At 59.1% G+C, this 22,416-nt stretch carries 16 protein-coding genes and 1 pseudogene; 11 read left to right on the top strand and 6 right to left on the bottom strand.

Going from position 1 to position 22,416, the window contains the following annotated elements; genetic code table 11:
* Window positions 1–69 precede the first annotated feature (69 nt).
* Window positions 70–885 carry a UDP-2,3-diacylglucosamine diphosphatase gene (locus AC1DWM_RS12560; RefSeq protein WP_223519521.1) on the bottom strand — a complete coding sequence of 272 codons (816 nt, stop codon included), beginning with the start codon at window positions 883–885 and terminating at the stop codon, window positions 70–72.
* A 129-nt stretch (window positions 886–1,014) separates the two neighbouring features.
* Here AC1DWM_RS12560 and AC1DWM_RS12565 point away from each other — a divergent pair, with 129 nt between their 5' ends.
* Window positions 1,015–1,773: a helix-turn-helix transcriptional regulator gene (locus AC1DWM_RS12565; RefSeq protein ID WP_477795300.1), complete on the top strand. Its 759-nt coding sequence runs from the start codon at window positions 1,015–1,017 to the stop codon at window positions 1,771–1,773.
* Between the two features lie 226 nt (window positions 1,774–1,999).
* The gene (locus tag AC1DWM_RS12570; protein WP_223519518.1) at window positions 2,000–2,893 is read left to right on the top strand and encodes a DMT family transporter; all 894 of its coding nucleotides are present in this window, start codon (window positions 2,000–2,002) and stop codon (window positions 2,891–2,893) included.
* Here AC1DWM_RS12570 and AC1DWM_RS12575 read toward each other — a convergent pair.
* From AC1DWM_RS12575 to recQ, 4 genes are all read right to left on the bottom strand, one after another.
* Window positions 2,887–3,174: an Rdx family protein gene (locus tag AC1DWM_RS12575; RefSeq protein ID WP_140666852.1), complete on the bottom strand. Its 288-nt coding sequence runs from the start codon at window positions 3,172–3,174 to the stop codon at window positions 2,887–2,889. The two genes, AC1DWM_RS12570 and AC1DWM_RS12575, sit on opposite strands and share 7 nt — an antisense overlap.
* A complete protein-coding gene (locus AC1DWM_RS12580) occupies window positions 3,171–4,412 on the bottom strand; it encodes a type IV pilus assembly protein FimV (RefSeq protein ID WP_477795301.1) in 1,242 nt (413 codons plus the stop codon). The genes AC1DWM_RS12575 and AC1DWM_RS12580 overlap by 4 nt, the downstream gene beginning before the upstream one ends.
* Window positions 4,413–4,538: 126 nt before the next feature.
* Entirely contained in the window at window positions 4,539–4,973 is a 435-nt protein-coding gene (locus AC1DWM_RS12585; protein ID WP_223519514.1) for a MarR family transcriptional regulator, read from the bottom strand.
* A 119-nt stretch (window positions 4,974–5,092) separates the two neighbouring features.
* A complete protein-coding gene (gene recQ, locus AC1DWM_RS12590) occupies window positions 5,093–7,219 on the bottom strand; it encodes a DNA helicase RecQ (RefSeq protein ID WP_223519512.1) in 2,127 nt (708 codons plus the stop codon).
* A gap of 412 nt (window positions 7,220–7,631) precedes the next feature.
* Here recQ and AC1DWM_RS12595 point away from each other — a divergent pair, with 412 nt between their 5' ends.
* The 9 genes and pseudogenes from AC1DWM_RS12595 to AC1DWM_RS12635 all read left to right on the top strand — a co-directional run bounded on the left by AC1DWM_RS12595 (window position 7,632) and on the right by AC1DWM_RS12635 (window position 18,733).
* A complete protein-coding gene (locus AC1DWM_RS12595) occupies window positions 7,632–8,219 on the top strand; it encodes a UPF0149 family protein (RefSeq protein ID WP_008156162.1) in 588 nt (195 codons plus the stop codon).
* Between the two features lie 10 nt (window positions 8,220–8,229).
* The gene (locus AC1DWM_RS12600) at window positions 8,230–8,625 is read left to right on the top strand and encodes a YbaN family protein (protein WP_223519510.1); all 396 of its coding nucleotides are present in this window, start codon (window positions 8,230–8,232) and stop codon (window positions 8,623–8,625) included.
* A 228-nt stretch (window positions 8,626–8,853) separates the two neighbouring features.
* On the top strand, window positions 8,854–9,561 hold the full coding sequence (gene lapG / locus AC1DWM_RS12605) for a cysteine protease LapG (protein WP_477795302.1): 708 nt from the start codon (window positions 8,854–8,856) through the stop codon (window positions 9,559–9,561).
* Between the two features lie 22 nt (window positions 9,562–9,583).
* Window positions 9,584–11,524, top strand: a complete 1,941-nt coding sequence (gene lapD, locus AC1DWM_RS12610) for a cyclic di-GMP receptor LapD (RefSeq protein WP_477795303.1) — start codon at window positions 9,584–9,586, stop codon at window positions 11,522–11,524.
* A 362-nt stretch (window positions 11,525–11,886) separates the two neighbouring features.
* Window positions 11,887–12,162, top strand: a pseudogene (locus tag AC1DWM_RS12615) (DUF6124 family protein); the annotation flags it as partial.
* Window positions 12,163–12,642: 480 nt separating this feature from the next.
* The gene (locus tag AC1DWM_RS12620) at window positions 12,643–15,147 is read left to right on the top strand and encodes a hypothetical protein (RefSeq protein WP_223519502.1); all 2,505 of its coding nucleotides are present in this window, start codon (window positions 12,643–12,645) and stop codon (window positions 15,145–15,147) included.
* Window positions 15,148–15,525: 378 nt separating this feature from the next.
* Window positions 15,526–15,891: a DUF6124 family protein gene (locus AC1DWM_RS12625; RefSeq protein WP_477795304.1), complete on the top strand. Its 366-nt coding sequence runs from the start codon at window positions 15,526–15,528 to the stop codon at window positions 15,889–15,891.
* A gap of 256 nt (window positions 15,892–16,147) precedes the next feature.
* Entirely contained in the window at window positions 16,148–17,923 is a 1,776-nt protein-coding gene (locus tag AC1DWM_RS12630; RefSeq protein ID WP_477795305.1) for a hypothetical protein, read from the top strand.
* Between the two features lie 450 nt (window positions 17,924–18,373).
* Window positions 18,374–18,733 (top strand): DUF6124 family protein, encoded by a 360-nt coding sequence (locus AC1DWM_RS12635; protein ID WP_477795306.1) that lies wholly within the window; start codon window positions 18,374–18,376, stop codon window positions 18,731–18,733.
* Window positions 18,734–18,932: 199 nt separating this feature from the next.
* Here the strand turns inward: AC1DWM_RS12635 and AC1DWM_RS12640 are convergent.
* Window positions 18,933–22,416: beta strand repeat-containing protein (locus AC1DWM_RS12640; RefSeq protein WP_477795307.1), on the bottom strand; the 3,484-nt coding region annotated here is incomplete at its 5' end.

The raw sequence follows: 22,416 nt of genomic DNA on the forward strand, positions 1-22,416 counted from the left end.
TGTGTTCACTGGAGATCTAATTGTAGGAGTGAGCCTGCTCGCGAAGGGGCCAGCCCAGTCACCGCAATTTCAAGCCGGCTCGACAACCTTAATCGCCCTCAACTCCGCCTCCCGCGCCTGCGCATCCGCCAGGCGATACAACTCGATCGTCCCGTCCCAATGCTCGATCAGCGCCGTACACGACTCCACCCAATCCCCGCAATTGAGGTAATCCACCTCGCCGACCTTGCGAATCTCGGCATGGTGAATGTGCCCGCACACCACGCCATGCAACTCGCGTTTCACACATTCATGAGCGATGGCTTCCTCGAAATCGCTGATGAAACTGACCGCGGTTTTTACCTTGTGCTTGAGGTACGCCGACAACGACCAATAGCCGTAGCCATAACGCGCACGCCAGTGGTTGAGCCAGCGGTTGAGGGTCAGGGTGAATTCGTAGGCCGAGTCCCCCAGAAAGGCCAGCCAGCGGTGATACCGGGTGATGACATCGAACTGATCGCCGTGGATCACCAGCAGATGACGGCCATCGGCGGTTACGTGCACGGCCTCGTCCACCAATTGGATGTTGCCCAGAATCAGCCTGGAATAACGCCGCAGGAATTCGTCGTGATTGCCGGTCACGTAGATGACTTCAGTGCCGCGCTTGCTCATGGTCAGCAAACGACGGATCACGTTGGTGTGCGCCTGAGGCCAGTACATGCCACCGCGCAGCTTCCAGCCATCGATGATGTCGCCGACCAGGTAAATCTTGTCCGCGTGGTAGCCCTTGAGAAACTGCGACAGGTGCTCGGCCTGGCAGTCCCGAGTACCCAAGTGCACATCAGAAATCCACAAAGTCCGCACACGTTGCTTACGACTGGGTTTGGCGAGCTCGGCGCTGGTCATGGGCAACCCTCTGCGATGGTTTTTCCAAGCGTGCGCCGGTCGGGTTAATTGACCATGACAGTGTTGAGTCATTCCTGTGACAACCATGGGCCGGTGTAGACTGGCCCCATCTTGCCCAGGAGAGCGGTGATGAGACCGATCCTCACACTACGCCAGTACACCGACGACCTGATCGTCCACAGCCACGACCACGCCCAACTGGTGTTCGGTTTGTCGGGGGCGCTGGATTTCGAAGTCGACGGGCGTGGCAGTCAGGTGGTGCAGCAGAGCTTTGTGGTGGTGCCGTCCGGTTTCCATCATGCCTGCGGCAGCAGCAATGGCAGCCGTTGCCTGGTGCTCGATGTGCCGAGCGATCAATGGGTTTCACAGTCGCTTGGCGAGCATGCCGAGGCCAGTCGCCGCCTGCTCGACAACGCCGGGCGTTTGTCACTGGATGCCGGGCAAAGCCAATTGGTCAGTTGGCTGGCGGGCAGTCAGGTTAACGATCCGTTGATCGAGCAACAGGGTGCAGTGCTGTTATTGGCCAGCCTCAACAATGCGAAACCGGCCAGCGTCGGGGGGCGACGCCTGCCGTATGCGGCTTTGAATGCGCACATCGACCAATACGCGGCCTACCCACTGCAAGTGGCGGATCTGGCCCGCGTGGCCGGGTTGTCCAGCGCCCGGTTGCACGCACGATTTGTCGCAGAGTGCGGGCAGACACCGATGGATTACATCCGCAGTCGGCGACTGCATATCGCGGTGGGATTGCTGCGGGAAACGCCGTTGCCCATCGGCGAGATTGCCAGTCGGGTCGGTTACAGCTCTCAGAGTGCCTTCGCCGCTGCCGTGCTGCGCGAGTTTCGCGCCTCCCCAGGCAAACTGCGGCGCGAGGCTGGCGACAAATGATGCGAGTCTGACGACAGACACAGCCGAGCATCGCGCGATTAAATGTAGCAGCTGGCGAAGCCCTGTGGGAGCGAGACCGGCTTGCCGGCGATAGCGGCCTTTCAGGTTACGTAAATGTCGACTGACAGTCCGTCATCGCGAGCAGGCTCGCTCCCACAGGGCTTCGCCAGCTGCTACAGGTCCGCGAATTCTGTCGGTTTGGTTTACTCGTTTATCAAGGATTGCAATGACTCCCCGTACCGCCCTTGGCGCCCTGCATATCGGTGCATTGATGTTTGGCCTGACCGGTGTGTTTGGCAAACTCGCCGCCGCGTCCCCCGCTGTCATCGTCTTCGGCCGTGCCGCATTTGCGGTCCTGGCATTGGCGGTTTTTGCACGCTTCGCCAGTAACACCCGTTGGCGCACGCTTGAAACCGTGGACTGGCGCCGTCTGTTGCTCGGCGGTTTGCTGCTGGCCGGGCACTGGGTGAGTTTCTTTATTGCGGTGAAGGTGGCGGGAGTGGCGATTGCGACCCTGGGCTTTGCCAGCTTCCCGGCGTTTACCGTGATCCTCGAAGGGCTGATCTTCCGCGAGCGGATTCGCGCCAATGAAATCCTGCTGGTCGTGTTGGTGAGCGTCGGGCTGGTGCTGGTCACACCTGACTTCGATCTGGCGAGCGGCGCAACCACGGGCCTGCTCTGGGCCGTCGGCTCCGGGTTATTGTTTGCCCTGCTGTCGCTGACCAACCGGGCCAGCTCCGGACGAATCCCGCCGGTGCAGGCCGCGCTGTGTCAAAACGTGGTGGTCGCGTTGTGCCTGCTGCCCGTGGCGGCTCCCCAATTGAGCGAAGTGCGCGGCATCGACTGGCTGTGGATCGGTCTGCTCGGCGTGTTCTGCACCGGCGTCGCACACAGTCTTTTCGTCGCCAGTCTGGCGGTGATCAAGGCACGCACCGCTGCAGTCGTGTTCGCCCTGGAACCGGTTTACGGAATCACCGTGGCCTGGTTGTTGTTCGATGAAAACCCGACGCTGCGGATGCTGATCGGCGGCGCGCTGATCATCGTCGCGATCGTGGTCTCCAGCAGGCTGTCGGGTGGTTCAAGTAAAAAGACCGTGGCGGCTGAAGCGGCGTCTCACTGAGTGCGATCGTTGTGGCCCAGGTCGCGGTCCGGATCGATCTGATCGCGGACCCGCTGCTTGAGCACCTTGGCTTCCGGGAAACCGCCATCGGCCTTACGCTCCCAGAGCTGCACGTCGTCACAAAAAATATGGAACACCCCACCCGTGCCGGGCACCAGCGACACTTTGCCCAAGTCGTCACCGAAGGTGCTGAGCAGTTCCTGGGCCAACCAGGCGGCACGCAACAGCCATTGGCATTGCGTGCAGTAGGTGATGACGATTTCCGGTTTGTGCGCGGTCATGATGACTCCTTCGGTTTCAAGCTAAGCGGTTCAAGTTCCAATGATTGGCCGGCATTGCTGAATTCGTCGAGGAAGCCGTCAACCAGTGGCGGCGAACTGTCGAAAGGGCTGACCAAATCCCAACTTGAATCCATCGACACATCATCCAGGTTCAACTGGAACTCGTCGTTAGACATTGCGTTCACTGGCACGACAACCAAAGGTGCCGCACTGTTCAGTTTCGGGGAGCTGGCGCGGATATCCTGAAGTTTTTGCGGGTCAAACCCGGCGTCTCGCCGGCTGTTTTCCTGTGCTGCAAAGGTTGCTTCGAGCATCGGCTCCGGCGGTGATGGTAAATCGGGAGAAGCCTCGGGCAATGCAAGAGCCTGCTGGCGTCGATGACGACGAAGGATTAACCCCAACAGTGCCAAAGCCAGCAGCGCCAGCAGCCCGATGATCAACCACCCGTTGCTGGCTTGCGGCTCCTCGACAACGACAGCGACGGGCGCAGCGGTCTCGGTGGCCGCTGGCTTGAGCTCAGCCAATCGGGTTTGCAGTTCGGTCATCTGCTTTTTCTGACCGGCGATCTGCTCGTCTTGAGCCGTAAGCTTCGAATTCAATTCATCGACGGTTTTTTGCAGTTGCTGGTTTTGCAGCACGCTGGCAGCCAATTGTTCGGCAACAACGGGATCGCTCACAGGGGCGGTGGCAGGTTGAACCACGACTGGCGTTGAGGCGGGTTCCTTGATGGGGGTTGATGACGCATTGGCCGGCTGGACGGCAGGAAATCCAGAAGACGGAGGCTCGGCGACTGGCTCATCAGCGACGGGATCTACCGCCCCCGCATCCGGTGGATCAATCAGTACCGTGTATTCGCGTAGCAAACGCCCGTTGGGCTGATTGAGCTGTACCACGAAATCCAGATAAGGTTCCTTGACCATTTTGCTGGAGGTCACCCGAATCACACTTCGGTTGCCGCGCAGGATGGGTGTGAACTTCAGATTATTGAGGAACAACACCCGCTCGACGCCGGCGCGGCTGAATTCATCCGCTGTCGCCAGGCTGACGGACAACTCGCCCTCCTCCAGGCCACCGACATCCACCAGGGCGATGTCGGCACGCAGCGGCTGATTCAGCGCAGAGTGCAGTGTGATGTCGCCCAATCCCAACGCAGGCGCCAATGCCGAGTAGGTGATAGCGCCACCGAGCAAAAGCAACCTGGCACCGCACTGCAAAACCAATCGCCAACTCTCGAACATGAGCATCCCTTAAATACAGAACCAACCTGTGCGTGTTCGCACATCCGTTACGAACACGATATTGCCAGGTAGTTCTTTATAGTCTGCCCAACGGGGTATCTCAAAAGTCCGGCGAGTGGTTATGCCTCAAGATTTTTCCAGGTTGGCCAGAATGTGCCCGTGAACCCGCATACAGACCTGTAGATCCGCTTCATCGACGCCTGCGAAGAGCTCGCGGCGCAGTTGCGTGGCAATGGTTTCAATTTGTTCGATCAGGGGACGGGCCGGCGTGCAGAGGACAATTTTTTTTGCCCGGCGGTCTTCCAGCACAGCTTGGCGCTGGACCAGACCCTGGGTTTCCAGGCTGTCGAGCAAACGGGCCAGGGTTGGCCCCTCGACACCAACGCTTTGCGCCAGCTCACGCTGGGTGGGAGCTTCTTCAAAACGGGCCAGGTGCAGCAGCACCAGCCAGCGCGCCTGGGACAGTCCCAGGCCAGCGAGACGACGGTCCAGCTCGGCACGCCAGCCACGCGACATCTGGGCCAGTTGCATGCCAAAGCGGTGTTGATCGGTTAACGGCATAAAACACTCATGATTAGACTGAAATAAGTAAAACCTAATTATTAGTCAGCTAAGCATGACCGCTGGCTTGAGGCAAGGCTCGGTCTGTAGTGAATCGTTACATCAACCTACAAGACGGCTTAAACCTCAAACTCGGATTGCAGGGCGGCACGCACACAATACAAAACGCCTTCCGGCACTCTGCCGGCAAACAACGCCGCAATCTCCGAAACCGCTGGCAACTCACCTTCGCCGTCGAGGAACGCATCCTGGACTTCGCCCATCAATTCTTCCGGCAAATCCAGCGCCTGCTCCAGCGACAGCTGCTGCTTGCCAATCGCTTCGGCGAGCATGGTGTAGACGTTCTTTTCCGAACATTGCAGTTGACCGGCGATTTGCAGCGGCGTCATGCCAGCACGGGCCAGGGTGATCAGTTCGTGGCGCACGTCGGCCACGACTTTCGGTGCCTCGACCTGACCGCCAAGCACTTCGAGGAAGGCCTCGCCATAACGCTCGAGCTTGCGGGCGCCGACGCCGCTGACGGTGGCCATTTCCGACAACGAAGTCGGCTGGCTGCGGAGCATTTCCAGCAGTGTCGAGTCGGGGAAGATGACATACGGCGGCACGCCATGTTCTTCGGCCAGTTTGCGCCGCAAGGCACGTAGCGCCTCCCACTGCTCGCGCTCTTCGCCACGCACCAGTTGGCTCGCCTGGCTCTTGCTGCTTTTGGCGGTGGTTTGCGGCTTGAGGTCGCGGCGCAGTTCCAGGGTCACTTCGCCCTTGAGCAGCGGCCGGCAAGTGTCGCTCAGGCGCAAACCGCCGTAGCCTTCGAGGTCGATGTCGGCCAGTCCACGGGCAACCAATTGCCGGAACAGCGAGCGCCATTCACTCTCGCCCATCGCTTTGCCGACACCAAACACTGACAGATGTTGATGACCAAAGCTGCGGACCTTTTCGTTGTCCTTGCCCAGTAGCACATCCACCAAATGCCCGACGCCATAACGCTGGCCTGTGCGGTAAATCGCCGAAAGCGCCTGACGGGCCGGCTCGGTGGCGTCCCAGGTCTGCACGCCGTCGACACAGTTGTCACAATGGCCGCACGGCTCGGGCATGTCTTCGTCGAAGTAGGCCAGCAGCGTTTGGCGACGGCAACGGGTTTCTTCGCAGAGCGAGAGCATGGCATCGAGCTTGTGCTGCTCCAGACGCTTGTGGCGCTCGTCGCCTTCGGAGTTCTGCAACATTTGCTTGAGCATCACCACGTCTTGCAGGCCGTAGGCCATCCAGGCATCGGCCGGCAGACCGTCACGACCACCGCGACCGGTTTCCTGGTAGTAAGCCTCCAGGGATTTCGGTAAATCGAGGTGCGCGACAAACCGCACGTTGGGCTTGTCGATGCCCATGCCGAAGGCCACGGTGGCGACCATGATCAGGCCTTCCTCGTTGAGGAAACGCTTCTGGTGGTGGGCTCGGGTTTCGTTGGGCAAACCGGCGTGATACGGCAGCGCCGGGAAGCCTTGTTCGCTGAGGAATACAGCGACTTCGTCGACTTTCTTGCGCGACAGGCAGTAAACGATGCCGGCATCGCTGCGCCGCTCGGCCAGGAACGCCAGCAATTGCTTGCGCGGCTGCTCCTTGGGCACGATGCGATAAAAAATGTTCGGGCGATCGAAGCTCGACAGAAAGCGTTCGGCGTCCTGTAGATGCAGGCGATCGACGATTTCTTCGCGGGTGCGCTTGTCGGCTGTAGCCGTCAGGGCGATTCGCGGGACGTTAGGGAATAACTCGGCCAATTGCCCCAGCTGCAGGTATTCGCGACGGAAATCGTGACCCCATTGGGACACGCAGTGCGCTTCGTCGATGGCGAACAGAGCAATTTCAAGGCTTTGCAGGAAGGCCAGCATGCGCGGCTGGACCAGACGCTCGGGCGCCAGATAGAGCATTTTCACTTCGCCGCGTTTGATGCGGGCCGCCAGGTCACGCTGTTGTTCGGCGCTCAGCGTGGAGTTCAATGCAGCGGCGGCGACGCCCAGCTCTTCGAGGGTGGCGACCTGGTCGTCCATCAGCGCGATCAGCGGCGACACCACCACCGCCAGGCCTTCACGCAGCAGCGCCGGCACCTGGAAGCACAAGGATTTGCCACCACCGGTAGGCATCAGCACCAGGGCGTCACCGCCGCTGGCCACGCGCTCAATGATTGCACCCTGACGGCCACGAAAACTGTCGTAGCCGAAGATGTCCTTGAGGACGCGTTGAGCCTGTTCGAGCATAAAAACTCCAAAAATCACAAAAACATCCCTGCAAGGCTGGTTCAGAACCACGCAAGCTGCACCGACAAATCGTAAGTGCGCATTGCATGACGCTGCACATTTCAGCCGCGACGCCAGCAGGGCATCACAAAACGCGCGAGTATACCCGAGCCCTCCCTTGCACAGGGCACCGCTGATAAGACACATCAAAACCAATACAGCGCAGAACCTGTGGGAGCGAGCCTGCTCGCGAAGGCGGCGCCACATTCAACTGCAATGTTGACTGACCCACCGCATTCGCGAGCAGGCTCGCTCCCACAGGGAATGCGGTGTTGTTCATTCCTGCGACAGGGCAAATATGCCGTGCGGCTGGCCTGAGCGCTCAAGAAGGCCTAGAATTCCCGCATCGAACATTCCCCAAGGTAGCCCTTTAATGTCCTTCGCTGAGCAACTAACCCGTTTGCAAGTCTTCCTCGACGCCGACGAACTGCATGACGAGGCGCTGGACTACGTGGCCGCCCACGGCTACCTCACCGCGCTGTCAATCTGTTCCGAAACGGTACCTGACCGTGAATGGATCGATGCCCTCTTCGCCGAAGAGCCGCACTACGCCGACGACACCGAGCGTGAAGCCATCGAATCCACCCTGCTGGCCCTCAAGGCTCACATCGCCCGCCAACTGGCGTCCGACGAAGAGTTCGAGCTGCCCTGCGACCTGGACCTGGGCGAAGAGCCGGACGATTCCGACCTACGCGGCTGGTGCATCGGTTTCATGGAAGGTGTGTTCCTGCGCGAAGCAGCCTGGTTCGAAACCGCCGAAGACGAAGTCAGCGAAATGCTGCTGCCGATCATGGTCGGTTCGGGCCTGTTCGACGAACAGCCTGAGTTCGAAGACATCGCCAAAGACGCCAACCTGATGGACGACATGATCGTGCAGATCCCGGAAGCCCTGACCGCGCTGTACCTGCTGTGCCAGGCGCCAGACGAAAAACCGGCGATCCTCAAGCCACGCCACCACTAAGGTTTTGCCTATGGACAACCCCATAGGCAACCGCCCCCTGATGTTGCGCTACGTGCTGCTGGCCATCGGCTGGCTGAGCGTAGCGCTAGGGGTGATCGGGATTTTTCTACCGGTATTGCCCACCACGCCTTTCCTGTTGCTGGCCGCTGCGTGCTTTGCCCGCAGTTCGCCGCGTTTCTATCAGTGGCTGGTGGGGCATCCACGGCTGGGCCCGTGGATTCGCGACTACCTCGACGGCAACGGCATCCCGCTCAAGGGCAAGGTCTACGCCATCGGGGTGATGTGGGCGAGCATCCTGTTCTCCTGCTACCTGGTGCCCCTGCCGTGGGCGCGCGGGTTCATGCTGACCAGCGCCGTGCTCGTCACGTTCTATATCCTCAAGCAAAAAACCCTGCACAAATCCTGAATACCCCGATCCCCGTAGCAGCTGGCGAAGCCTGCGTCCGGCTGCGCAGCAGTCGTGAAATCAGGCAATGCGGTCGTTCAGTTGAATCCGGGATTCAGGGTTTACGACTGCTACGCAGTCGAACGCAGGCTTCGCCAGCTGCTACAGGTCCGTGTATCCATCCGGTAATTTGTCCGTCCTCGCTGAAAACACCGCCTAGACTTCAGGCATCTTCACGCGAGTTGCCACATGTCCCGTCGTCCGCGTAGTCCAGGATGGTCAACGCTCCGACTTCGGCTCGGCGGATGGTTGCTGCTGGCCGGCTTCCTGCTGACGGGGCTGGGCAGTGTCCTGGCCGACTGGGACTTTGCGCAAATCCTGCAAACCGCCGAAAAGCGCTACGGCCCCCTCGGCCCCGCCCAGGGAAGAATCGAGGCCTGGAGTCAAATGCTCAAAAGCGAACTCAAGCAGCCCGAGCGCGAGCAACTGAATGCGGTCAATCGCTTTTTCAATCAGCAGCTGAGTTTTCAGGACGACACGCACATCTGGCGTCAGACCGATTACTGGGCCACGCCAGAAGAATCGCTGATCAAGGGCGCCGGCGACTGTGAAGACTACGCGCTGGCGAAGTATTTCAGCCTGCGCTATCTCGGGATTCCCAGCGAGAAACTGCGCATCACCTACGTCAAGGCCCTGGCCCAAAACCAGGCGCACATGGTGCTGACCTTCTACAGCAGCCCCACGGCCGAACCGTTGGTGCTGGATAACCTGATCAACGAAATCCGCCCCGCGTCCCAGCGCAAAGACCTATTACCGGTTTACGCCTTCAACGCCGAAGGCCTGTACTTGCCCGGCGCCAATGGCGGTAAACGCAGCAGCGACAGTAAAAAACTGTCGCGCTGGCAAGACGTGTTGAAAAAGATGCAAGCCGAAGGGTTCGCCGTGGGCGAAGGCTAGTCGCCACCGCAAGGAGCGTTTTATGTCACTGCGCAAACAGTTGTTTCTCGCCATTTGCCTGTTCCTGCTGGTGGCTTTCAGCGGCAGCTTTTTTGTCAGCCTGGAAAGCTCCCGCGAACAAATGCTCGGCCAATTGCGCTCCCACGCCCAGGACGCCGCCACCGCGCTCGGTTTGTCGCTGACCGCACAAATCGACGACCCGGCCATGATCGAGCTGATGGTCAGTTCGATTTACGACAGTGGCTATTTCCGCAGCATTCGCGTCGTCAGCATTGTCGATGAACAGGTGTTGGTGGAGCGCAGTGCTCCCGCGAAAATCGAAGGCGTTCCACGCTGGTTCGTCAGGCTCGTCAACCTGCGCCCGGAAGGTGGTGACGCGCTGATCATGCGCGGCTGGGACCAGGTGGCGCGGGTCGAAGTGTTGAGCAATCCGCAATTCGCTTTGGCCAAACTCTGGGACAGCACCCTCGGCAGCCTGATTTGGTTGCTGATCTGCGGCTTGCTCAGCGCCGTGTTCGGCGGTTGGCTGTTACGCCGGCAATTGCGTCCGCTCGACAAGATGGTCAAACAGGCCGAAGCCATCAGCAAACGCGAGTTCTTGAGCCTGCCGAAACTGCCGCGCACACCGGAATTGAGGCGTGTGGTGCTGGCGATGAACCAGATGGTCGAAAAACTCAAAACGCTGTTCGCCGAAGAAGCCACGCGCAGCGAAAAACTGCGTGCCGAATCCTATCAAGACAGCCTCACCGGCTTGGCCAACCGGCGCTTGCTGGATGAGCAACTGGCCGATCACCTGCTGGTCAGCGAACAGAGCAGCGCCGGCCATTTGCTGATGCTGCGGATCAACGACCTGATCGGCCTCAACCAGCGTCTGGGTGGCCAACGCACTGATGCGCTGATCAGTGCTGTCGGCGAACTGCTCAAGCGCCTGACACAACCGCCGGAACGTCGTACCTGGCTGGCGGCGCGTAATCGCGGCGGTGAATTCAGCCTGCTGACACCGGGCCTGGACGGCGCCGACGCCGAACGCCTGGCCTCGGAAATCAGTGCGACCCTGGAAAACCTGCGCCTGACCGCTGCCAGCGATTGCATGCCGGTGGCGCACCTGGGCATCGTCGCCTACCACCCCGGCGAACCGGCCAGCGACGTATTGCTGCGCCTCGATCAGGCGCTGACGCAAGCCCGGCAACACCCCGAGCGGCCGTGGGTACATCTGGCCGATACCGACACCGCAATCAACCACTCCCAACATGACTGGCGCAGCTGGATCGACGACGCCCTGACCCACGGCAAACTGCAGCTGTATTTCCAACCCGTCGTGCAATGCGCCGACACTAGCCAAGTGCTGCACCACAAAGTCCTCGCGCGCCTGCTCGACCCGAGCGGTGAAGCCATTGCCGCCGGGCATTTCCTGCCATGGATCGAGCGTCTCGGCTGGTCAGCACGGTTCGACCTGGCGATGCTCGAAGCGACCCTCGACTACCTGGTCGTCAACCGCTGGCCGCTGGCGTTGAGCCTGTCCGGCAGCACCCTGCGCGACCCGGCGCAGCTGCGAGAAATCATCGACTTGCTCGACTCACTGCCGGACCTGGCACCGCTGCTGACCCTGGAAATCGACGAACGCCAACTGCCGCCCCCGGAAGAACTGCACCGGCTGAGCCACAGCCTGCTCAACACGGGTTACCGCATCGGTTTGCAGCATTTCGGCGGCAGCTTCAGCCAGATTGGCAACTTGACGCAGCTGGGACTGGCCTATCTGAAAATCGATGGCGCGTACATCCGCAGCATTGATGTGCAGCCTGACAAACGGCTGTTCATCGATGCGATTTTCCGGGCGACCAACAGTATTGATTTGCCGTTGATTGCAGAGATGGTGGAGACGCAGGGGGAGTTGGAGGTGATTCGGGAGTTGGGGGTTTTTGGGGTGATGGGGCGGTTGATTGGGCCGCCGGAGCCGATGTAGCAGGACGCAATAAACATCGGTGTTTAAAAGACACCTCCAGATACTCACGCAGGCTACACATCCTTGCGCCGCTGCCTACGACTGCGCCAGAATCCGCCGGCTTGTGCGCTTTGACCCTGATCTTTATCGTTTCCGCATCGCTGCCAATCAGCGATCGGGTTTAGCGACCCGACCAGGAATAAGCGCAACACTTCAGTCTTACTGCKGGCGAACATCTGCAGTTTCGATATGGCGGCTGTGCGCGGGAGACCCTCGGGTCTGCCGGGTCTTATACCTCTCGGTTCGCTAACCTGCGAACAGCCGCCACCCTTACTTGTTTAGCGACAGGTTCTGGTGGCTCCATCAGGTATAGGAGCTTCACCATGTTCAAAATCACACCCAACCCGCCCGAAACCGACCCCGACGACGTTTCCCCCTACGAATCCACTGATTCCAAAAAGCTCAACACCGCCGCCGACCGCGCCCTCGACTACTACCTCAAACCGGTCATTCCCAAAGACACGCCACGCAAACCCAGTACGATCTACTTCGTCGGGCCCGACACCGATAACGAAACCCTGCTGGTCAACGCCTGTGAGACGTTGGCCTCAGCGAGTGTGATGTTGAGTGATTTCGCGGGGCAACTGAACGGCCCGCAGGGCTAACACGGATCTAAGGCGAGGCAAGAATCTGTGGCGAGGGGTTGATTGCTGAATTTTGTGGTGGTTGGTCGGGCCTCTTCGTCGGAACGCCGCCCGGGGCAAGCCCGCTCCGACAGGGGATTTGTGTCGTTCACCTATTTTGTGCTCACTGAAGATCAGATGTGGGAGCGGGCTTGCCCGCGAAAGCAATCTCACAGACAACAAAAAACCCGCCTTTCCTTACCCTGGAATGGCGGGTTTTGTCGTTTCAGACTTCAGATCACACGGTATCCACCTTCAACGAATGATCGTTCAACATGCCATTGATGATGGTCGCCGTATGGACGAGAAAAGGGACGCATTTATTTATTCGGAGCGCATGACCACTCATCGCTACTGTCAGATCTGACAGTAGCCGGCCCACTGCCAATCCGTGTGTGATCACTCCACCCGTTGCGCCGCAACCAGGCCAGCCACGTCCGATGCAGGAGCGTTTGCATGACCACTGAATTCAACCATCCGCCTGTTGCCACGTCGTCCGATAACACCGTCCTGGCGCTGGATCCACCCCGAGTGCTGGGGGCTACCCAACCGATTGTCGGCGCACAGATCGGCGTCTCATTGGTGATTTATGATCTGGTCAACGATGGCCTGGGCGCGACGGCCGAGGTGGATCCGCCCTTGGCGGGGACTGCGGATCGCGGCGACGTGATCACGCTTAGACTGCAGGGAGAAACCACGTCCCTGGACAGTGAAATCATTGTCGATCCGGACGCCAAAACGACGCTGCGCATTCCCAAGGGCCGCCTGCACCCGGACCGGGTCAATGTGCTTTTTTACGAGATCACCCGAGGCAGTGATAACAGGGGCACCTCCGACCCGTTGACCCTGCTGTACAACAAGATCCGCCCCGGCCTGAAAGACATCAAACCCGAGGTCGACGGGCATTCCGAGCTGGCCTTGTTGTTGCCCGACGCGATCAAGAACGGCGTCGGCGCCGATTTTGTCAGTGCGCAGGTGTGTGTGTCTTACCCGTATTGCCGGGCCTACGACACGATCACGTTGAAATGCAACGGCGAAATCATGACCTACAAGGTCGACCAGAATGAGGCGCCCCAGCCGCCGAATCCGGGTTCGCCGAACCCGATCACCGTGTGTTTTACCGTCACCCGAGCCTACCTGGATAGCGCCGTACGACCGAGCGGCAAGCTCGACTTTTCCTACACCGTCACTGATCAGCTCGGCAATACGCCGGACACTGACGCAGTCTGGTCGGCGTCGCAAACCGTGGACGAGGACCTGGCCGGCACGCGCTTGCCAGCGCCCATCCTGCGCGAAATCCAGAACGATCCGACAGACGATCCGGGCATTATCGACCTGGAAAAACTGGGCAATAATCCGCTACTGCTGATCGTATTGACCAGCGACCCACGCTTCGCTCCAGGCGACACCATCAGTGCGACCTACACCGCAAAAATCACCGGACAGCCAGATGTGGTGGTGACAGTAGCCGGCAATGTCGAAACCGATGAGTTCGGGCAAAAGAAACCTTGCGTGCTGCCAGTGGCCAACGACAAAGTGGTTGCCGGCAGCACGGTGGCTGTGACTTATCAGTTGCTCAAAAATGGCACGCCGGCCGGCACCTCCAGAGTGGCCACGGCGTGGGTTATCGGCGAAGGGCAACCGGACCTGGAAGCTCCCCGCCTACAGAAGTCCACCAATGGTGAACTCGACCCGCTTGACCCTGCCAACCTGCCAGGCGCCAACGGTCAGGTGGAGGTGCTCGGCTATCTCAAGAGCGACACCGTCCAGCTCATCGTCGAAGGTGCCCCCGGCGCGGGGTCACCAACATTCACTCCCCTACCACTGAATACCAACAGCCGCGCCAATTTCCCGCTGGACAAGGCGTTCATCGCGGCAAATATGGGCAAAACGGTCAAGCTCAGTTATCTGCTGTTTCGTGATGGAAAACCGCTACCACCGTCACCAGTGTTGATCGCCACTGTCGGCAAAATACCGGATGGCCACCCGAGCCTGCCGACTCCAGCCATCGACCGCGCAACGGGGAACGAATTGGATGTGACTCAACTACAACCCAGTGATCTGTTACGCGTCAGTGAATGGCCGCATCAGGTGGCGGGGCAAAATGTCTGGCTGCGGTATGAAGGTTTCGCTGCGAATGGTGCGGCAACGTCCTTTGAAGATCGTAAAGGCGAACCTCACGATACGTTACCGGGCCTGAGCAGACCTGCACCGATTGCGTGGTTGAAAACACTTAGGTCTGGTACTGATCTCACGATTTTTCTCGGGTTGAATTTGGACGGAGTCCCCAACTATCAGCACGCAACGGCGTGTCCAAAGAAGTCATACACGATCAAAGCGAATTTACCGCTGGAAATATCCGGGCTGACCGCATCGCCGCACTCCAATCCTTACGTATTCGCCGTCAGTTCCGGATTCCCTCAAACAGGTTTTAACGGAGCGCGATTCACGATCAACGTGAACAAGGGGAGCCCGCCTTACACCTTCTCCTCGTCCTCTGCCGTTAACTCGATTGATCCCAATACGGGTGTTGTCACTATCAGGGATAGAAATCGAACAACTTTTACGGTCAGAGACAGCAGTGGAGCAACCACCGCATTTACCATGCAATCACTGCCTCTGTTCTTTTCCGTACCGGCGAATCGCTACCATAATTACGCCAATGCCTCTGGCGGTGGAAGATTACCTAACATTGCTCAAATGACTGCCGCCACAGCAAGCAATCCCTCGCAATATATCCGGGCAGTTGGAACCTTGTTTGGCGAATGGGGAAATCTGATGGCCGGGTATGGGTGGCCAGAAGGCGGCGTTGGTGCGGGCCAACATCATCCTGACGTAAATCATTACTGGACTTCACAGCCCGCCCCATATCAAGGGGATTTCTATATTGTTTCTCCAAAATCCGGTTCAGTGGGTGTCTTTTGGCGTGACTGGCAGGTTCCTTGTACCTACATAATTTAAGTAAACCCCAGAGGTGAATGGAGATGTTTAAAAGACACCTCCAGACACTCACTGAGGCTACACATCCTTGCGCCGTTGCCTACGACTGCGCCAGAATCCGCCGGCTTGTGCGCCTATGGTTCGACCTCTATCGTTTCCCTGCCACTGCCCATCAGTGGTCGGGTTTCGCAGCTCGGATCAATCAAGGCGCATTGCGCCACCGTTTCCTTTCAGTTGGCGCTTTTTTTCGTCTACTGCATTGCGTTATGGCGGCTGTGCGCGGGAGATCTTCGGGTCTGCCGGGTTCCTTGATTCCCGGTCTGCGAACCTGCGTACAGCTGCCACCTCCCCTCGTTTCGCAGCGAGCCGTGACAGCTCCATTAATCAAGGAGTTTGACTATGTTCAAGATCACACCCAACCCGCCAGAAACTGACACCGACGACGTTTCCCCCTACGAATCCACCGATTCCAAAAAGCTCAACGATGCCGCCGACCGCGCCCTCGATTATTACCTCAAGCCGGTCATTCCCAAAGACACTCCGCGCAAACCCAGCACCATCTACTTCGTCGGCCCAGACACCGATAACGAAACCCTGCTGGTCAACGCCTGTGAGACGTTGGCCTCAGCGAGTGTGATGTTGAGTGATTTCGCGGGGCAACTGAACGGCCCGCAGCGCCACACCCTGCTAGGCATTCAACACTCCGTCATGCTGGGTGAACTGGCGGTGAATCGGATGCTGGATAACGTCGACCCGCAAACCTGACGCTGATCCATGGCGAGAGGGACAAGCCCTCTCGCCACAGGGCTGGAGACTGCGATATCGCTAATCGCGAGCAGACTCGCTGCCACAGGGAATGTCGGCTGGTTCAAGATTTGTGCTCAGGGTCGATTGGACCACCGCGACCATTTGTCTGGAAACCGCTTCAACCTGTTATTTCTGACAGTAGCCAGTCTCTCTATTCCCATGTGTGATGGCCCTTGTCCCGAGAGGACTTGAGGCTTATCACATCCAGGAGTGAATGATGGACATCCAGTCATCCGAGTTGAACGAGCTGTTCGAACTATATCCCGTGATCATCCCGGGATGGGTGTCCCCGGTGAAGCCTGACGGTATTGCGCACGGCGGCATTCCCAAGGCGCTTTACGATGGCCAACCGCTGGGCCTCGAGTGTCTGATTGATCCGTGGACCGAGCTTAAGCGGAAGTCCTGGACCATGGCGGTCGATGATCGGGCGGATTTGTATGCCAACGACGATCCCACTCCCGTGGCGGGAAAAACCGTTGCGCTGGGCGAAGAAAACCAGCGCATGCGCCTGCACGTGCCGCACGGACGGTTGATTCAGGGCATCAATCGCCTGTATTACAAGGTCACTCGTCCCAGTGGTAACGTCGAATCTTCCCGGAATCTGTTGGTGCTGTATCACCTGCGAACCCCGGATAACCTGGCTCTGGTGATCCCGCCCGATGTGATCGCGACCGGCGTTGATGCCGCGCGGGCGGCGCTAGGCGTGGAATTCGGGTTCACCTGGTCCAACCGGCGCGCTTACGACCGTATCCGCTTTCAGCTGGGCGATAAGACTATTTCATGGGAAGTGCCCGACGCACCGGCGCCGGTTATCCAAAAGCTGTTCACCGACACCTTTCAGGAAGTGGGCGACAACCCGACCACCGAGGCCGACTTTGTCGTGACCGATCAGTTGGGTAACCCCGCTCACTCACCGACCAAGCACCTGGATATTCACCTCGCCGTCGCGGTGATTGTACCGACGCTCACCAACGTGCTGGACACCAGCGGCAATGAAGTTCCGGAGACGGGAACCACGACCAGCACCACCTTGAAACTGGTGGGCGCTGCGAGCAAAGGGCAACAAGTCGAAATATATGACGGCAGCGGTCCAAGCGCGGCGCCCAAGGGGAAAGCGACTGCCGATGCAACGACAGGCCTTTGGGAGCTCACCATCACCGTAGCGGCGGGGGCACGTCGTTTGTACGCCAAATCGCTTTATCACAGCGGCAATATTTATTCGAACGTGCGCACTTTGACCGTCGAGGCGGCGGTCGCTCCAACGATAGATTCCGTGAAAGGCTCACCGAGCGGAGTCGTAATCCCTAATGGTGGCACCACGCTCGAAACCAGTGTGACGCTGACCGGTACGGCCAGCAGAGGTCAGAAGGTCCAGGTGCTGGACAGCACCCTATCGAAGGGCGAGCCCACTGCCGATCTGGTCACCGGGATCTGGACCTTGCCGGTGACGGGGTTGAGTGCGGCGCTGCACAGCTTTACCGCCAAGGCGTTGTATGGAACAGGCCAGGTGTCAGCGCCGCACACGTTTACAGTCGAAACATGGGTAGATTCAATTACGGACTTCAACAACGGCACATCGGGAAATTGGTTAAAAGGACCCGCAGGTTTTCAGGGGTACATAACTAATGGTTATTTTCAAAATATAACTGCGGCCCGTTCAGGCCACGCTGGCGTGTTATTTAGCCAAACATTCAGATTCGTAGCCGGAATGACTTACTCTTTTAGCTATCAAGCTCGTAACTTTGCGCGCCAGGCCGTCGATTTAGCTCCATCCTTTTCGGTTCAATTCGCATCGAGCCAGTTGATTTTGCCGGTGTACAGCGTTCCTCGCACAAACCAATGGTACACACAGACGGCCAACTTTTCGGTCGCTCAGACCGGCAGCTATTCGTTGCAAATAATTAGTCATCAGGATCGAGGTGGCGGTAATAACGGCGACGGAGGAAATGATTACGACATGGACAATATAATTGTTCGCTTAGTCCGATAAGAGCAGGTGACACAAAGCAGCCCTAGAAAAAGCAAAAAAGCGGACGTATTTATTATGCGTCCGACTCTTTTTCAATCAGCCCTGGGTGAGCAATAAACACCGGTGTTTAAAAAACACCTCCAGACACTCACTCAGGCTACACAACCTTGCGCCGTTACCTACGACTGCGCCAGAATCCGCCGGCTTGTGCGCCTTGGGCTTGGGCTCTATCGTTTCCGTGTCGCTGACCAATCAGCGATCGGGTTTAGCAGCTCGGAGACATCAAGGTGCATCAGTATCGCCTCTGATCAATCGACAGTTTCGTCTATTGGTTTGCGTTATGGCGGCTATGCGTGGGGCACTTCGGTGCGCCGGGTTCCTTGATGCCCTGGTCTGCTAACCCGCGTACAGCCGCCACCCACTTCGTTTAGCAGCGATGGGTGAAGGCTCCAACCATCAAGGAGTTTCACTATGTTCAAAATCACACCCAACCCGCCAGAAACCGACGACGTTTCCCCCTACGAATCCACCGATTCCAAAAAGCTCAACGATGCCGCCGACCGCGCCCTCGATTATTACCTCAAGCCGGTCATTCCCAAAGACACTCCGCGCAAACCCAGCACCATCTACTTCGTCGGCCCAGACACCGATAACGAAACCCTGCTGGTCAACGCCTGTGAGACGTTGGCGTCAGCGAGTGTGATGTTGAGTGATTTCGCGGGGCAGCTGAACGGCCCTCAGCGCCACACCCTGCTGGGCATTCAACACTCCGTCATGCTGGGTGAACTGGCGGTGAACCGGATGCTGGATAACGTCGATCCGCAGGGCTGACCGTAGAGTTTTGTGGTGTTTGGTCTGGCCTCTTCGCGAGCAGGCTCGCTCCCACAGGGAATTTGTGTCGTTCACAAATTTTGTGTTCAAAACCAAAACTTGTGGGAGCGAGCCTGCTCGCGATGGCGGTGTCACAGGCGACAAAAAACCCGCCATTCCTTACCCAGGAATGGCGGGTTTTGTCGTTTCAGCTTTCAGATCACACGGTATCCACCTTCAACGAATGATCGTTCAACATGCCATTGATGATGGTCGCCGTATCATGCCCACCCGCCACCACTCCGCCCGCCCCCGGCGTGACGCCGTAATGGTTGGCCAGGTCGACGCCCGCCAGGTCGATAGTCTGGTTCGGCGTGGCGCCGGCCATGGCGCTGACGTCGATGCTGGTCAGTACCGAGGCGCCGCTGCCCACGACTTTGAAGTGCAGGTAGTCATCCAGCGAAGCCGTGGTGCCGTTTTCGCCTTGCAACAGTTGCGACAAATCGAGTTTGTCGGTGCCTGAGGTGAAGTCGGTGACGACGTCGTGGCCGCTGTTACCTTTGAGCCACTGGAAGGTGTCGGCCCCTGCCCCGCCGGTGAGGGTGTTGTTGCCCAAGCCGCCGATCAGGAAGTCGTCACCGCCGCCACCCTTGAGGATGTCGTCGCCCAACCCACCATTGATGATGTTGCTGTTGTTGTCGCCCGTGAGGCTGTCGTTGAGGTTGGAGCCGACCAGGTTTTCGATCCCGGTGAGGGTATCGGTACCGGCGCCTCCGGTGTTTTGCCCGGTGGCCAGGTTCAGGTCGACCGTGACCCCGGCAGTCGCATGGGCGTAGTTCGCGGTGTCGATGCCGGTGCCGCCGTCGAGCAGGTCGTTGCCGATGCCGCTGAACAGCAAGTCATTGCCGGCGCCGCCGTGCAGTTCGTTGTTGCCGGTGCCGGCGGTGAGCACATCGTTACCATCGCCGGCATTGATGACGTTGTTGCCGGTACCTGCCACCAACACGTCATCGCCCGCCGTGCCGGTGAGGGTGTGGCCGTCCTGGTAGCTGATGGTTACGGCCGCGGTGTCGCTGCCGCCGTGGTTGTCGTTGGCGGTGTAGGTGTCGTGAGCGTCTGATGTAAGGTCATGGGCACCGGCGTAGTTGACGGTCATGGTCAGCTGGTAGTCCTCGTCTCCTTTGGCGTTGCCGCCACTGGTATTTTCGATGTTGGTGATGTGGATCTGGTAGGTCCCATCCGCCGACGCGGTGATCATCCCGCCGTTCACTATGCTGACGAACGGGCCGCCAACGATTCCATACTCCATGGTGATGTGCCCGTCTGCCAGGTTGTGATCCAGGTTGAGGGTTTCACCCGCTTTGAGTTTCACGGTGATGAGATCTTCATCATTGGCGCTGTTGTCTTTCACCTGCCCCAGAGATCCATTGATCACCAGTAGCGCCGTCATCGCGGCGGTATTGGCCGTAAAGGAACTGCGCACGTCCGCCAGGGAGTTACTGCTCATGAAGTTGACTGCGCCGGTGCCGGTGAAGTCCGCGCTCTTGATCACCCAACCCGTGTTGAAGGAAGTTGGCGAGGCGGTCAGCGGATCCTTGTCGGCATCGGTGTCGTTGGCCAGCAGCAGTTCGCCCGGCACCACGATGTTGCTCGACAGCACGTTGGTGATGATGTGGTCATCGACCGCCACCGGTGCCGCGTTCGGAATGACTTTGACCGTCAGCGTGGAGCTGGCCAGGTCGCCGTCGTTGTCGCTGACGGTAAAGCCGATGTTTTCGGTGATGACCACCGCCGTGGATTTTTGCGAGGTGTAGTTGTACTCGCCGGTGTCGAGGTTCACCACCAGCGTGCCGCCATTGTTGGTGGCGATGCTGATGCTGTTGTTCACCGTGTTGAACGTGCCGTGATTATCGCCGCCACTGAAGTTCAACGAACCCTGGTTGGTGTTGCCTTTAGGGTCGTAGGTGTAGGTGGTGCCGTCGACCGTGAGGGTTTTGATGAAACCGCCATCGGCACCGAACGTACCGCCCTCCAGCAATGTACCGGTGACCGGTGCACCGACCACGGTGCCCGAGAGCACCGAGTTGAGCTGGATGAGATCGGTCACCACTACCGCGTTGGTGTTGGTGTGGGTACTGCCGTCATAGGCCAGCGGATCGAGGTTGGCGTTGCTCACGCCGCTGCCCAGGCCGATCGCGTAGTTCTTGATGCTGTTGGCGTCGAGAAAGGCTTTGAGTGCGGCCTCGTCCGCCGTACCCGTCTCCTGGCCGGTGGTCGGTTTGCCGTCAGAGAAGAAGTAGCCGACGTTCTGGGCACCGGTCAGTTTTCCGGATGTATTAAACGCAGTCTGCAGCATTGCCACCGCCGCATCGTAGTTGGTGCCACCGTTCGCTGTCAGGCTGGCGAGGAGCGTCTTCGCGGTCGCTACGTCGACCCACACCGACGTTCTGTCGGTGGCACTGCTGCTGAAGGTGACGAGTTGCACTTTCACATCGCCAAGGTCGTCGTACTTGTCGAGCAAGGCGCTGATGGCCGATTTGGCCAACGCTAACCGCGACAGGCCTGGCACGCCGGAGTCGTCGGCCATACTGCCGGAGATGTCGAGCACGATCAGCAAGTTGGAGTCGATTTCCACCGCTGCCACCGAGCGATCCGACTCCACTGCTTTCGGCACGTCGTCGACGATGTTGACGACGATGGTGCTGGTGGTGCTGTTGCCCAAGGCATCGGTGGCTTTGTAGGTGAAGCTTTCGCTCAGGGTGTTTGGCCCGTCGTTGGCGTTCGGCAATGTTTTCGGCGCCGAGGTCAGGGTGTAGGTGTACGTGCCGTCGGCGTTGAGCAGGATCTGACCGTATATGCCGGTGGCACTGCCAACCAGGCTGTAGGTGAATGTGCCGCTGCCGCCGGTGACCGAACCGACCAGCGTCCCGGTGGCGGTTTCCTCGGTGTTGCCCGGGTCGCTGCCGGTGACGGTGCCCCCTGCGAGGTCCAGACCGTCCTGGTTCAGGTCGAGGGCTTTTTCGTAGACCGTCACGTCCTGGTCAATCACGGCTTTCAGGGCATTGTCGGTGACGTTGATGGTGATGGTGGTGGTGCTCTCGTCGCCATCGGAATCGCGAATGGTGTAGGTGAACGTGTCGGTAGCGCCCGCGGGCCCCACCGAGTTCGGGTTGCTGTGGTACACGGCATTGCCGGCGGCATCCAGGGTCAGGTAGCCGTAGGTGCCATTGATATTGTTGCCCAGCCCGCCGACCGCCGAGGTCGCCGTGTTACTGCCGGCACGCACGCCAATCACCGCCCCACCGACAGCCGGGCCATCGGCGCCCAACACGTCGTTGCCCAATACGCTGATGTTGACCGTTGCGCCTTCCACCGCACTGGCGGTATTCGGCGCTGCGGTGGGCAGGTCATCGACGATGTTGACGTTGATCTGACCCGACGCGGTGCTGCCGTCTGTGTCTGTCGCCACCACATCGAAGTTTTCGGTGAGGCTGTTGTTACCGTTGGCGGCTGGATGGGTTTCGTTATCCACCAGGGTATAGCTGTAACTGACCACGCCCGTGGTGGCGTCGAACCCGGTGATGGTCAGCGTGCTGCCCAATGGTGTGACGATCGATTGCGGGAAGCCCGCCGTCACGCCACCGGCCACCACATGAAGGCCACCGACATCGAGGGTTTGCAGGCCGTCGAGCGCGGTCACGGTG

Source organism: Pseudomonas sp. P4_C8, assembly GCF_056401975.1.

Coding starts and splice junctions, on each gene's coding strand:
- AC1DWM_RS12560 (WP_223519521.1), bottom strand. CDS start 885: ATGACCAGCGCCGAGCTCGCCAAACCCAGTCGTAAGCAACGTGTGCGG.
- AC1DWM_RS12565 (WP_477795300.1), top strand. CDS start 1,015: ATGAGACCGATCCTCACACTACGCCAGTACACCGACGACCTGATCGTC.
- AC1DWM_RS12570 (WP_223519518.1), top strand. CDS start 2,000: ATGACTCCCCGTACCGCCCTTGGCGCCCTGCATATCGGTGCATTGATG.
- AC1DWM_RS12575 (WP_140666852.1), bottom strand. CDS start 3,174: ATGACCGCGCACAAACCGGAAATCGTCATCACCTACTGCACGCAATGC.
- AC1DWM_RS12580 (WP_477795301.1), bottom strand. CDS start 4,412: ATGTTCGAGAGTTGGCGATTGGTTTTGCAGTGCGGTGCCAGGTTGCTT.
- AC1DWM_RS12585 (WP_223519514.1), bottom strand. CDS start 4,973: ATGCCGTTAACCGATCAACACCGCTTTGGCATGCAACTGGCCCAGATG.
- recQ (WP_223519512.1), bottom strand. CDS start 7,219: ATGCTCGAACAGGCTCAACGCGTCCTCAAGGACATCTTCGGCTACGAC.
- AC1DWM_RS12595 (WP_008156162.1), top strand. CDS start 7,632: ATGTCCTTCGCTGAGCAACTAACCCGTTTGCAAGTCTTCCTCGACGCC.
- AC1DWM_RS12600 (WP_223519510.1), top strand. CDS start 8,230: ATGGACAACCCCATAGGCAACCGCCCCCTGATGTTGCGCTACGTGCTG.
- lapG (WP_477795302.1), top strand. CDS start 8,854: ATGTCCCGTCGTCCGCGTAGTCCAGGATGGTCAACGCTCCGACTTCGG.
- lapD (WP_477795303.1), top strand. CDS start 9,584: ATGTCACTGCGCAAACAGTTGTTTCTCGCCATTTGCCTGTTCCTGCTG.
- AC1DWM_RS12620 (WP_223519502.1), top strand. CDS start 12,643: ATGACCACTGAATTCAACCATCCGCCTGTTGCCACGTCGTCCGATAAC.
- AC1DWM_RS12625 (WP_477795304.1), top strand. CDS start 15,526: ATGTTCAAGATCACACCCAACCCGCCAGAAACTGACACCGACGACGTT.
- AC1DWM_RS12630 (WP_477795305.1), top strand. CDS start 16,148: ATGATGGACATCCAGTCATCCGAGTTGAACGAGCTGTTCGAACTATAT.
- AC1DWM_RS12635 (WP_477795306.1), top strand. CDS start 18,374: ATGTTCAAAATCACACCCAACCCGCCAGAAACCGACGACGTTTCCCCC.